The sequence below is a fragment of the Betaproteobacteria bacterium genome, from assembly GCA_016791345.1.
Lineage (GTDB): Bacteria > Pseudomonadota > Gammaproteobacteria > Burkholderiales > JAEUMW01 > JAEUMW01.
This window is the reverse complement of sequence record JAEUMW010000236.1, coordinates 1-11750: the sequence shown is the minus strand read 5'-3', so window position 1 is coordinate 11750 and position 11750 is coordinate 1. Positions and strand designations below refer to the sequence as shown.

Here is an 11750-nt window from a genome sequence, read left to right as displayed (position 1 = left end):
CGGTATGAAAACCACGTGGTATTTGCAGTCCCACCTCGTATGACTCAGGCTCTGATACTCTTTCATCGTGAATTTCCTTTCTCTTGGCAGAGATCAGAATTCACGCCGACCCTCGTAAAGGTCAAACCCTGGTGAGTCCCCGGCACAGCCGGGGGCTTAACTCTATGAGTTAGAGGTCTTTACTCTGCTGGCGCCTCCGGGTCGAGCAGTTCTTCCGGCTCGTCGGCGAGGCCGCGCGCGGCACGCAACTGCGCTTCGCGGTACTGCCGCGCGATGCTGCGGAACTGCGCGTAGTAGTCGAGCGAATTCGCCTTGATCTGATCGAGCTGCTCGATGTTGCGCGAGCGCAGATCGAAGCCGCTCAACACGTACACGCCAGCGTTGATCCAGATCCCGGTACCGTCGTCCAGCAGCAGCGCGGGAGGCATCGCGACGATATCCATGCCAAAGCCGAAGGCGTCGCGGAAGTTCGACGGGCCGAAGAACGGCAGCACGAGATACGGTCCGCTGCCCACTCCCCAGCGGTAGAGCGTCTGCCCGAAATCGCCGGTCTGCCGCGCCAGGCCGTTCGGACTCGCGACGTCGATGAGTCCCGCCAGGCCGAACGTGGAGTTGAAGGAGAATCGGGCCAGCGTCACTGCGGCCGCGTCGAGCCGAAACTGCAGCACGTTGTTCACGAATATCCGCGGTTCCTGCAGATTGTCGAGGCAGGCCCGGATCGCATCGCGCACCGCCTCCGGCACGATGCGCCGGTAGCCGTCGGCGAGCGGGCGGATGACGTTCGTGTCGACCACGTCGTTCGCGTTGAAGACGACGCGGTTCATCGGCTCCAGCGGATCGTCGTTGCCGTCGTCGCGTGTTCCCCCTACCGTCGAGCACCCCGCCAGCGCAATGCACGCAAGCGCCGCCGCCTTGTGCCGCAGGCAGCGCGAGGCAGACCGATTGGAAGCGCGATGGCTCGCCTTCGCCACGCGGGGTCCGTCAGCGCACCCTGCGCACACTCGCGAGCAGCGCGGGCAGGAAGAGCAGGCAGGTGGCGAGCGTGAACGCGAGCGAGAGCGCCAGCAGCTTGCCCATGCTCGCGGTGCCGGGGTGATGCGAGTACCACAGGCTGCCGAACGCCGTCCCCGTCGCGAGCGCGCTGAAGATCACCGCCCGTGTGAGGCTGGAAGGCAGCAGCTCTTCCACGCCCCTGCGCCACGCCATCACGAAATAGATGCTGAAGGCCACCCCGATGCCGAAGAGCAGCGGGAGCGCGATGATGTTCTCGAAATTGAGCGGCAGGTCGATCAGCACGCAGGTCGCCAGCGTCACCAGCCCGGCGAGCAGCAGCGGCGCGAGCGTCAGGAGCACATCGGGCACCCGGCGCAGCGTGATGGCGAGCAGCGCGGTGATGGACAACAGCGCCCAGGAGCCTGCCTGCAGGAATGCCTGCACGATGGTGTGGCTGGATTCCTGAATGCCCACCGTGAAGCCGGTGACATCCGGCGTGATCCGGCGCACCGTCTCGGTGAAACGCGCGAGGCCCACGTTGTCGTCGACCCGGCTCTTCGGGAACACCTCGATCCGCGCACGGCCGTCGGGCGTGAGCCAGTCGCGCCTGAGGTCGGCCGGCAGGCTCTCCACCGTGACGGGCTCGGCCTGCAGAGCCGCACGCAACTGTTCGAGCGTCACCAGCAATCCGGGGATCAACGCAGCGCGCGCGCTCTCACGCACCGAGGCATCGGCCTGCGCCGTGACCGTGAGCGCTTTTGCGAGGCGCTCGGCATCCGCCGCCGCCGCATCGGCAGGTGACGCCTGCGCCGCCCGTTGCAGTGCCCGCGCCGCCTGCAGCATCGCCTGCACGACTTCCGCATCGGTCGGCGGCGGCTTCACCTGCAGGGGGTTGAGCGCCGGATCGAGCAACATCGCAGCATCGGCAATCAGCGCGAGCTTTGCCTCCTGCTGATCGGGGACGAAGCTCGCGAGCGACAACACGCGATTGACCTCCGGCAATGCGGACAGCTCTCTCGACAGCGCCACCGCGGCGTCCAGATTCGGCGCGATTGCCTCGACCGTATTCGGCGTCGTGTCAGGACTTTGCATGAGATCGCGCAGCGTCGACACGGATTCGGCGTGCGGGCTGCGCAGGTTCAGCGGATTGAAGTCGAAGCGCAGTCGCGGCAGCAGCAGCAAGCTGCCTACGGACACCAGCAGGGCGCAGCCGAGCACCGCGAAGCGCCGGCTTCGCAGGAAGCAATCGAGCGGCGCCAGTGCCGCATAGCCGACCGCCTCGCGCTCGCCACGCGGGCGCAGCACTGCGATCAGCGCCGGCAGCAACGTGATGCAGCCGACGAAGGCCACGATCATGCCGGTCCCCGCAATGAGGCCCAGTTCGGAAACACCGCGGTAGTGCGTCGGCAGGAAGGCGTAGAAACCCGCTGCAGTGCTCGCCGCTGCGAGCGCGAGCGGCGGCCCCACTTCCGTTGCGGCATCGCGCAGCGCCAGCGTGAGGTCGTCGTGCAGGTGTCGCTTCGCGCGGTAGCAGACGCAGAACTGGATGCCGAAGTCGACGCCCAGGCCGACGAAGAGAACGGCGAAGGCGACCGAGATGAGATTGAACGCGCCGTACACCTTCAGCCCGAAGGCGGCGGTGATCGCCATGCCCACGGCGAGGCTCAGCAGGATCGCCAGGATCATGCGCCCGGAATGCAGCGCAAGCCAGAGGAGCGCCACCACCACCAGCAGCGTCACGGCGCCGTTCAACGCCGCACCTTCGGCGAGCGTGGCGAACTCCTCGTCGGCGAGCGGGACGGGGCCGGTGAGACGCACGCGAACCCGTGGATCGGCACCGAAATCCGACTCGGCCACGACCTGCCGGATCGCGGCGACAGTGCGCGCCCCCGGCTGCAGGGCGCCGAAATCCAGCTTCGGTTCGACCAGGATGAAGCGGCGCAGCTCGCGCGGATCCGCCTTGCGGCCCATGATCAGCGTGCGCCACGAGAAGTCCGGCATCTGTCCCGCATCGATGGCAGCGAACGCCTGAGCGAAGGCAGACAGCGGCGCGGCCAGATAGTCGAGCGGAATCTGCCCGTGCTGCACGCCTTCGAGCACCAGCACGAGCGCATCCATGACACCACGCAGGCTCGGATCGGCAGCGAGCGTTCCCAGGAGCGGCTGTGCGGCGATCATCTGCTGCGTCGTGCGCGCGACTTCCTCGGTGGGCGCGAAGAGCAGTCCCGCGCGATTGAAGAACGGCCCGCCGTCGGGCCGCCTGAGCGCCGACACGGTTTCCGTCTCGCCGGCCAGGCGCGCGGCGAGCGTGGTGGTGGCCTGCTCCGCCAGCTCCGGCGTCGTGGCATCGACGACGACGGCGATCACCTTGAGGCGCTGCGGGAAGCTGCGCTGAAAGTCGATCTCGCGCTGCCGCCACGGCAGGTCCGGCGAGATCATGGTGGCGATGTCGGTGTCGATCGCGAGGTTGCGCGCGGCGTAGATGGACGCGAGCGTCCCCAGCACCGCACCGAGGACGAGCACCGGCCAGGGATGGCGCGCGCACGTCTCCACCACCCGTGTGATCAGCGCTCGCAAACGTCGACTCCGCTTCGGCCGGAAGGGTTGGTGAGGGCTTGCCGATCTACTTCAGGCGACCGGCGCCGCGGAACCACTCGACCGCATCGCGCAGTCCTTCCGCATACGGCCGCGCCTGGAAGCCGAGATCGCGCACGGCCTTCGCGCTCGTGAAGAACATGCGATGCCGCGACATGCGCAATCCGTCGAGCGTCAGGAACGGCTCGCGCCCGGTGCGTGTGGCGATCATCTCGGCCACGGCAGCGGCCGGATAGAGCAGCCGCCGCGGCATGCACAGCCGTGGCGGCCGGCGGCCGACGAGCAGCGCGATGTCGCGCAGCATGTCGGCAAGCAGCACGTTCTCGCCGCCGAGGATGTAACGCTCCCCGACCTTCCCCTGCACCAGTGCGGCCACGTGCCCTGCGGCCACGTCATCGACGTGAACCAGATTGAGACCGGTGTCGACGTAACCGGGCATGCGGCCCATGGCCGCTTCGAGAATGATCCTGCCCGTCGGCGTCGGCCGGATGTCGCGGGGGCCGATCGGCGTCGACGGATTGACGATGATCGCCGGCAGCGCATCGCACGCAATCATGCGCGTTACGAGGTCCTGCGCGACTGCCTTGCTCCGCTTGTAGGCGCCGACTGCGGAAGTCCCGGCGAGCGGGATCGCCTCATCCGCGGCCTGTCCGTCCGGCCGCAGCTTGAGCGCCGCTACGCTGCTCGTGTACACGACACGCTCCACACCGGCGCGCACTGCCGCTTCCATCACGGTCCGCGTGCCTTCCACGTTGTTGCGGGTGATCTCGTCGCGGTCCACGCACCACAGGCGATAGTCCGCGGCGACGTGCATGAGGTAGCGGGCGCCTGCCATCGCGCGATCGACCGAACCCGGCTCGCGCATGTCGCCCGTCACGACCTCGACGTCCAGACCGGCCAGGTTGTCGCGCGGACTCGTGCTGCGCACCAGCGCGCGCACCGCGTAACCGGCGCACAGCAACGCGCGCACCACCGCCGAGCCGACGAAGCCGCTCGCCCCTGTCACCAGCACCAGTCCGTGGGTAATCGTCGTTGGCATGACCGGCAGGCCGATTCGGATCGATGGGAGAGATTCTGCGCCGCGCCTTCTCTGAATGGGGCGTCGGCATTGCGACCCCGAAAGACCCGGTAACGGGCATGGGAACGCAGCCGGCATTATATTGCATCGTGGCACCTCGGCCCCGGGGCATGCCACTGATGCCGCATCCGAAGCTGCGACTGGCACGTAAATCCTCCCGAGCTGCAGCAAAACGCGCAGCGCAACGACGATCCGCAAAGGAGGACGGTATGAAAAACGTGTCGCTCATCCATCTGGTTCGACAGGCGGGTCGCCGCTGTCCCGAACGCGTGGCATTGCGTTTCGATGATCGCGCCTGGAGCTATGGTGAACTGGAACGCGTCACCGACGGTGTCGCGGCGGGCCTGCGTGCGCGGGGGGTTCGGCGCGGCGACCGCGTCGCCTTTCTGCTACCCAACAGCCCGGAGCTCGTGTTCCTCAACCTCGCGTGCCTCACGATCGGAGCCATCGCGGTACCGATGAATGTGCGGCTGAAAGGCCCCGAGCTCGCCTACATTCTCGATCACTGCCGCGCGTGCCTGTGCGTGGTCCATGGCGACCTGTACGGCCGTCTGGAATCGGTGCGACCGGATCTCGCGCACACGAAGGCGTTCTTCGTGGTCGGGCCGAACACATCCGACTGCGAGCCGTTCGAAGCCTTGATCGACCGCGGGCAAGCGGACGTCGCGCTCGCCGCCAGTCCCGATGACGTCGCTGCGATTCTCTACACCTCGGGCACGACCGCTCGACCGAAGGGCGTGACCCACACGCATCGCAGCCTCGTCAGCACGGTGGAGAACTACGCGGGAGCGGTGCTCCTGCGCCCGGACGACGTCGTGCTGGGCATGCTCTCGATGAGCCACATCTTCGGATATACCCTGCAACTGCTCTCGCCGCTCGCCGTGGGCGCCACCGTGCTCGCCACGCCGACCTTCGACGCGGCCCATGTCCTGACCTTGATCGACCGCTATCGCGTCACGCACCTGTACGGCCTGCCGGTGATGTTCGACACGCTGTCGAGTCACGCGGTCGGCGCATCGCGAAACCTTGCTTCCCTGAAGTACTGCCTCGCCGGCGGCGATGCGGTTTCCCAGGCATTGACTGCCAGAGTGCAAGACACGCTCGGCGTCGAACTGTACGAGGGTTGCGGCATGACGGAAGTGATTCCCTACGCGCTCAACCGGCCCGGCATCGAAAACCGCACGGGCTCCATCGGCCAGCCGTCGGTGGGCATGCGCCTGCGGGTGGTGGATGCAGACGGGAACGACGTTGCGCATGGCGAGACGGGTGAGATTCTGGTGAAGAGCGACGCGCTCACGATCGGCTACTGGGAAGATCCGGAAGCAACGGCAGGCGCGCTGCGAGAGGGCTGGCTCCACACCGGCGATCTCGGGTATCGGGACGCGGCGGGTTACTACTGGTTCGTCGGCCGCCGCAAGGAGATCATCGTCCGCGGCGGGTCCAACGTTTCTCCCATCGAGGTGGAGTCAGCCCTGGCTCGGCACCCCGCCGTGCGCGAGGTGGGCGTCGTCGGCGCGCCGCATCCATCGTTGGGGGAGATCGTTGCCGCCTTCGTGGTGCTGAAAAGCGGGACCGTCGTCACGGCGCAGGAGCTCCTCCGCTTTGCCGCAGGGCGGATTGCGGACTACAAGATTCCCGAGCGCGTGACGTTTCTCGCGGACCTGCCGCGCGGGCTGACCGGCAAGGTGCACCGCAAGACGCTGCGCGAGTGGGCGGCCAGCTAGCCGCACGCGCCTCGCGCCAAGCCACCTCCGCGTCTTCCTTCCTGCCCCGCACGGCCGTGATTAAATGAGCCGGTCGATCTGCCCGCGGGCGGTCGCGGCGGGCGCCGATCCGACGGTGTGTTCCGCATCGATCCGGACAAGATAATCGTCGCCACCAACGCGGCGCTCGGGCAGAGGTTCGGCGAAGGCAAGTACGCCACGGTCTGGTGGAATCCGACGCTCTACATCGACTACGACCTCGTCGCATCGCGCAAGCTGGACCGCGTGGAAGTCAAGAAGGCCGCACAGGAATTCTTGCGTACTTATCCGGGTGTGGAAGCGGTGTTCACGCCGCAACTCGAACAGATGGCGAAGCAGGTCGCTCGCGTGGCATCAGCAGATCAGCGGCGACATCGTGGTCATGAACAAGCCGAACCGGTACCTTTTCGCGAAGCCGTTCGCTTACGCGGCCACCCACGGCTCGCCCTGGGCCTACGACGCCAACGTGCCGCTCGCCATGTACGGTCCGAACTGGGTCAAGGCTGGCAAGTACGGCGATTCGGAAACGGTCGATCTCGCCCGCACCATCGCGCACATCCTCAACGTGCGTCCGCCCAACGGCTGCGAGGGACACGTACTGATCGAAGCGATGCGCTGATCCTGATCCGATTTTTGCTGCAGGCTTCACCCCGCGGCCGCACGCCGCGGGGGTATCTTGTCGATTGTCGGCAGTGCGCGCGCCCAGCGCAGTCCCGGCAATATTGTCACCGCTCATGTCGCTCAAGACCTTGCTGCTCGTCCTTGCCCTCTTCCTCCTGCCCCTCGCGATCAGCGTCGCCTCGCATCCCGCCCCGGCTGCACCCTGGTACGCGGCGTCCCGCGCATCCACCGGGCTCGCGCCCGACCCGGCGAGCGTTCGCGAGCCCGTGATCCAGGTCTATGCCGCACCGACCTACGGCTGGCGCGGTGCGTTCGCCGTACACACGTGGATCGTCGTCAAGCGCACAGACGCCGAGTCGCTCACCCGCTATGACGTGGTGGGCTGGCATGGCGCGCCCTTCGTGCATGTGAACTACGCGCCGCCCGACGGGCTCTGGTTCGACAACCGGCCCGAGATTCTGCTCGACCGTCGCGGCGCCGGAGTGGAGGCGACGATCGACCGCGTCGAGGCCGCGGTGAAAAGTTATCCCTTCGTCGATCGCTACCGGACCTGGCCGGGGCCGAACAGCAACACGTTCACTGCGCATATCGCGCGCAGCGTCCCCGAGTTGCGGCTGGATCTGCCGGCCAATGCCATCGGCAAGGACTACGTGCCACTTTCCTCGGCGCTTGGCCCAGCGCCGAGCGGCACCGGCGTCCAGGCTTCGCTGCTCGGCGTCGCCGGTGTGCTGATCGCCGCCGAAGAAGGCGTGGAGGTGAATCTCCTGGGGCTGTCGCTCGGCGTCGACGTGGCCTCACCCGCCCTGCGGCTGCCCGGGCTGGGACGGGCGGGAAGCCGCAAGACGATGCAGTAGCGGCCGGGCGCGGGCCTACGCCAGCTTCTGCTGCGTGCTGTAGTGGACGTGCGCTTCGGGCACCGGATAGCCGGCGGCGCCGAACGTTTCCGTAATGACCCGGTTGGTGTCGAAGTACACCTGCCAGTAGTGATCGGTGTGCGTGTAGGGGCGGACCGCGAGCACCGGTCCGCGCTCGTTGAAGTCGATGATCTCGACATCCGGTGCCGGATCCTGCGTGATGTTCGGGATCTTCGCGAGCGCCGTCCTGAGCCGGGTGATTGCGTCGTGCGGGTCGACGCCATGCGCGAGCTGCGCGAGCCGCTCGACGCGACGGAAGGGACTCGCCGAGAAGTTCTGCACCGTGTCGCTGAAGATCTTGTTGTTGCCGACGAATGCCGTCACGTTGTCCGGTTTGAGAACCGTGGTCGCGAAAAGACCGATCTCCTTCACCGTGCCCTCGACGCCACCCGCCATGACGTAATCACCGACCTTGAACGGTCGCAGCACGATGAGAAACGCCCCCGCGGCAAAGTTCGAGAGCAGCCCGCCCCAGGCCGCGCCGATCGCGACACCGGCACCGGCGATTAGCGCCGCGAACGAAGTCGTCTCGACCCCGAAATAGCCGAGGATCGCGATGACCAGAACGATGTTCAGCGTGACGCTGACGATGCTGCCGACGTAGCGCAGCAGCGTCGGATCGAACTGCTGCCGCGCAAGTCCGGCCGTGAGCAGACGCACTGCCAGGTGGATGAGGTAGCGGCCGACGATCCAGACCGCGATCGCGCCGATGGCCTTGAGGCCGAAGTTCACGAGCTGCGGGCCGACGCTGTTGTAGATCTCTTCAAAGTTCATCGCGCTCTCCTGCGAAGCCTCAAAAAAAGTCGGCGGAGTGTAGCACCAAGCCACGGTGAAAGCACTCAAGGCGCCGCGTCGCACCCGCCGACGATACGTCGCCGGGCTTGTGGCAGACGCACGTTATCACCTCCGCGGTGCGCGGCTTGTCGCCTGCGCGACAGGCAAGGCAACACTCTAAGGTATGCGACCGTCGTTACAGGAGTTCGGGTGCGTCGACCTCGTGCGACCTTGCCGGCACGCGCAGCGAGCGAAAGAGCGCCGACGCCGCGGCGAGAAAAATCAGGAGTGACACGAGCGCCACCGTTTCGCTCTGCGTGGCTGCCGATACCGCGCCGAAGGCGAGCGGGCCGAGGGCCGCGGAGAGCCGCCCCGCCACTGCGTTGAAGCCGAACATCTCCCCCGACTTCTCCTGCGCGACGAGCAGCGCGAAAAGCGACCGGCAGACCGCCTGGAGCGAGCCGTACACGAGACCCAGCAGCGCGACCACGGCGACCGGCGTTGCGGTATTGCGGCCGAATGCTAGCAGCAGGAGCGCTGTGCCGAGGATGCCGATCATGACGAAGATCGCGGGCCGTTGCCCCCAGCCGTCCGCAGCATGACCGAACGCGAGTGTCGCTGGCAGCGCGATGGCATGGTAGAGCAGCACGAGCCACAGCAATCCCTCGATGGTGAGCCCGAACCGCGCCTGCAGAATGATCGCAATGAAGAAGAGGACGGTCACCAGCACGTCGTTGAGCAGGTAGTAGCCGATGAGGAAGCGGAAGACCTCGCGGTGGCGCCGCCACTGGCGGAGCGTCCCGATGACGGCAGCGTACGCGCCGCCGCCCCGGCCGGCTTCCAGTGCAGTCGCCACCGGGTGGCAGCGGCGCAGCCCCAGCAACGCCGGAACCGCGAATGCAGCGTAGAGGATGCCCGCGATCGCGAACGTCAGGCCGAGCCGCGCCGCCTGCACTTCGGGCGGCACGCCGCGCATCACCCACAGAGCCATGAGCAGCGCGCCGATACCGCCCGTGAATCCGACGGTCCAGCCGAACCCGGACACGCGCCCGACGTGCGTGCGCGGCGCGATGCGGACGAGAAGCGAATCGTAAAGAGCAGCGGCGAGCGTGTACCCGACCTGCGCCGCAACGAACAGGATGCCGGCCAGCAGCATCTTGCCGCGATCTGCGAGCGGCATCGCCAGCGTGGCCGCGACGCACAAGGCGGTCGCCCCGGCGAGGAGCCCGGGCAGGCGCTCGCGGCGGTCGGCCAGCGCACCATAGAGCGGTGCCAGCGCGCCCGCGACGAGAAGCGCCAGCGCGGCGATCATGCCCCACTGACCCTGCGCCCCGGGGCGATCGGCCGCGACCACCGTGACGAAGAAAAGACCGAAGAACACCGGCACCAGGCCGGCGAAGGTGGAACTCGCAACGTCGTAGAACGCCCACGCCGCCACCTGCCGCGTGAGCCAGTCCGGTCGACCGACCATCAGTCCATGCGATCGTCCGGCGCCCGCAATGGTTCGCTGGCGCGGCCCGGTCGTACGCGGACCGCGGAGGGCGCGGGCTTCGTTGCATTGATGTCCGACAGATGCTCGGCGTCGGGGACGCGGATGCAGCGGAAACCGACCTCGATCAGCCCCGCGCGCTGCAGCTTGCGCAGCAGTGCGTTGAGCGTCTGCCGCGAGATGCCGATCATGCGCGCGAGATCGGCCTGGGAGAGGGTGAGCGTGACCGCACCCGGCTGCGGCAGCTCTTCGCTGCGCATCTGCGCCATCACGGCGAGCCGATCCCGCAGCCGCACTTCCACGGCGAGGTCGCGGACCTCGGCCAGCATGCGCACCAGGATCGCATAGCGGCTCAGGGCGAGCCTCGCGAATGCCTCGTAGTAGCGCGGCTCCTCAGCGACGATGCGATCGAACTGCGCCTTGGGTAACTGCAGCACCTTGGCGCGAGAGTGCGCGAGAAAGCTGCCCACGGTGGCCTTGCCGCTGAGCAATGCGTACTCGGCAAACCAGAAGCCGGGCTCGCATACGTGGATCAGCCCTTCGTCTCCATCACCGATGGAGCGAACGACGTGCACCGTCCCCTCGAGCAGGGCAAACAAGCCCTTGGACACGCCACCTTCCAGGCTGATCACCTGTCCCTTGGCGTATCTGCGCACCACGGAGTGCTCGAGGATGAGTTCCTGCAGCGCGTCCGGGAGACCGCCGAACCACTCACCCGACCTCAGGAACCGACGAATCTCCAGCGCTTTGTCACCGCCCATTTCCTTCCACCCCTCCCGTTGCCATTCCGAATTATGCCCTCACCCCACCGCTGTGTCGGATTCGGGGTTTTTCCCGCGAACTTGTCGCGAGGCCGACAGGTCCACCCGCCGACGGCTCCTAGTATTCGAGGCGCCGGCGGAAACGCGACAACGGCACCCCCCGCCGCCTGGAGGAGACTTGCCATGATCATCATTCTGCGCATCCTCGCCCTGCTCTGCGCGCTCATCCTGGGTACGCTGGCGCTCGCCTCGCAGGCCGGGGCGCAAGGCAAGAAGAAACCCAACATCCTCATCATCTGGGGCGACGACATCGGCCAGTTCAACGTCAGCGCCTACAACATGGGCATGATGGGTTACCGCACGCCGAACATCGACAGCATCGCCCGCCAGGGTGCGACCTTCACCGACTGGTACGGGCAGCAGAGCTGCACCGCGGGCCGCGCCGCGTTCATCACCGGCCAGTCGCCGATCCGCACCGGTCTCACCAAGGTGGGTCTGCCCGGCGCGCCCGAGGGTATGAAGAAGGAGGATCCGACCATCGCCACGCTGCTCAAGGCGCAGGGCTACGTGACCGGGCAGTTCGGCAAGAATCACCTCGGCGACGCCGACAGCACGCTGCCGACCAACCATGGCTTCGACGAATTCTTCGGCAACCTCTATCACCTAAACGCCGAGGAGGAGCCGGAGAACGAGAACTACCCGAAAGATCCGGAGTTCAAGAAGAAGTTCGGCCCGCGCGGCGTCATCCACAGCTTCGCCGACGGACGCATCACGGACACCGGG

At 67.0% G+C, this 11750-nt stretch carries 11 protein-coding genes; 4 read left to right on the top strand and 7 right to left on the bottom strand.

Annotated elements, in window-relative coordinates:
• The 4 genes from JNK68_09310 to JNK68_09295 all read right to left on the bottom strand — a co-directional run.
• A partial coding sequence (locus tag JNK68_09310) for an IS200/IS605 family transposase (protein MBL8540557.1) occupies positions 1-66 on the bottom strand: 66 nt, incomplete at its 3' end.
• A 113-nt stretch (positions 67-179) separates the two neighbouring features.
• Positions 180-971, bottom strand: a complete 792-nt coding sequence (locus JNK68_09305; protein MBL8540556.1) for a VacJ family lipoprotein — start codon at positions 969-971, stop codon at positions 180-182.
• A gap of 10 nt (positions 972-981) precedes the next feature.
• A complete protein-coding gene (locus JNK68_09300) occupies positions 982-3549 on the bottom strand; it encodes an MMPL family transporter (GenBank protein ID MBL8540555.1) in 2568 nt (855 codons plus the stop codon).
• A 67-nt stretch (positions 3550-3616) separates the two neighbouring features.
• Complete coding sequence (locus JNK68_09295; protein ID MBL8540554.1) at positions 3617-4627, bottom strand: NAD-dependent epimerase/dehydratase family protein; 1011 nt, start codon at positions 4625-4627, stop codon at positions 3617-3619.
• Between the two features lie 248 nt (positions 4628-4875).
• On the opposite strand from JNK68_09295, the gene JNK68_09290 reads away from it, so the two are divergent.
• From JNK68_09290 to JNK68_09280, 3 genes are all read left to right on the top strand, one after another.
• Positions 4876-6390 carry an AMP-binding protein gene (locus JNK68_09290; GenBank protein ID MBL8540553.1) on the top strand — a complete coding sequence of 505 codons (1515 nt, stop codon included), beginning with the start codon at positions 4876-4878 and terminating at the stop codon, positions 6388-6390.
• A 400-nt stretch (positions 6391-6790) separates the two neighbouring features.
• Entirely contained in the window at positions 6791-7027 is a 237-nt protein-coding gene (locus JNK68_09285) for a hypothetical protein (protein ID MBL8540552.1), read from the top strand.
• A gap of 115 nt (positions 7028-7142) precedes the next feature.
• Positions 7143-7883 (top strand): DUF3750 domain-containing protein, encoded by a 741-nt coding sequence (locus JNK68_09280; protein MBL8540551.1) that lies wholly within the window; start codon positions 7143-7145, stop codon positions 7881-7883.
• Between the two features lie 15 nt (positions 7884-7898).
• Here JNK68_09280 and JNK68_09275 read toward each other — a convergent pair whose 3' ends face one another.
• The 3 genes from JNK68_09275 to JNK68_09265 all read right to left on the bottom strand — a co-directional run bounded on the left by JNK68_09275 (position 7899) and on the right by JNK68_09265 (position 10967).
• Positions 7899-8717 carry a mechanosensitive ion channel family protein gene (locus JNK68_09275; GenBank protein MBL8540550.1) on the bottom strand — a complete coding sequence of 273 codons (819 nt, stop codon included), beginning with the start codon at positions 8715-8717 and terminating at the stop codon, positions 7899-7901.
• A 196-nt stretch (positions 8718-8913) separates the two neighbouring features.
• A complete protein-coding gene (locus JNK68_09270) occupies positions 8914-10188 on the bottom strand; it encodes an MFS transporter (GenBank protein MBL8540549.1) in 1275 nt (424 codons plus the stop codon).
• Entirely contained in the window at positions 10188-10967 is a 780-nt protein-coding gene (locus JNK68_09265) for a Crp/Fnr family transcriptional regulator (protein MBL8540548.1), read from the bottom strand. The genes JNK68_09270 and JNK68_09265 overlap by 1 nt, the downstream gene beginning before the upstream one ends.
• Before the next feature lie 183 nt (positions 10968-11150).
• Between JNK68_09265 and JNK68_09260 the strand changes: the two genes are divergently transcribed.
• Positions 11151-11750, top strand: a 600-nt coding sequence (locus tag JNK68_09260; GenBank protein ID MBL8540547.1) for a sulfatase-like hydrolase/transferase, incomplete at its 3' end; no start/stop codon positions are given.

Excerpts from the sequence above, each read along its gene's own strand:
- JNK68_09295 (MBL8540554.1), bottom strand. The coding sequence starts at position 4,627 with ATGCCAACGACGATTACCCACGGACTGGTGCTGGTGACAGGGGCGAGC.
- JNK68_09290 (MBL8540553.1), top strand. The coding sequence starts at position 4,876 with ATGAAAAACGTGTCGCTCATCCATCTGGTTCGACAGGCGGGTCGCCGC.
- JNK68_09285 (MBL8540552.1), top strand. The coding sequence starts at position 6,791 with ATGAACAAGCCGAACCGGTACCTTTTCGCGAAGCCGTTCGCTTACGCG.
- JNK68_09280 (MBL8540551.1), top strand. The coding sequence starts at position 7,143 with ATGTCGCTCAAGACCTTGCTGCTCGTCCTTGCCCTCTTCCTCCTGCCC.
- JNK68_09275 (MBL8540550.1), bottom strand. The coding sequence starts at position 8,717 with ATGAACTTTGAAGAGATCTACAACAGCGTCGGCCCGCAGCTCGTGAAC.
- JNK68_09270 (MBL8540549.1), bottom strand. The coding sequence starts at position 10,188 with ATGGTCGGTCGACCGGACTGGCTCACGCGGCAGGTGGCGGCGTGGGCG.
- JNK68_09265 (MBL8540548.1), bottom strand. The coding sequence starts at position 10,967 with ATGGGCGGTGACAAAGCGCTGGAGATTCGTCGGTTCCTGAGGTCGGGT.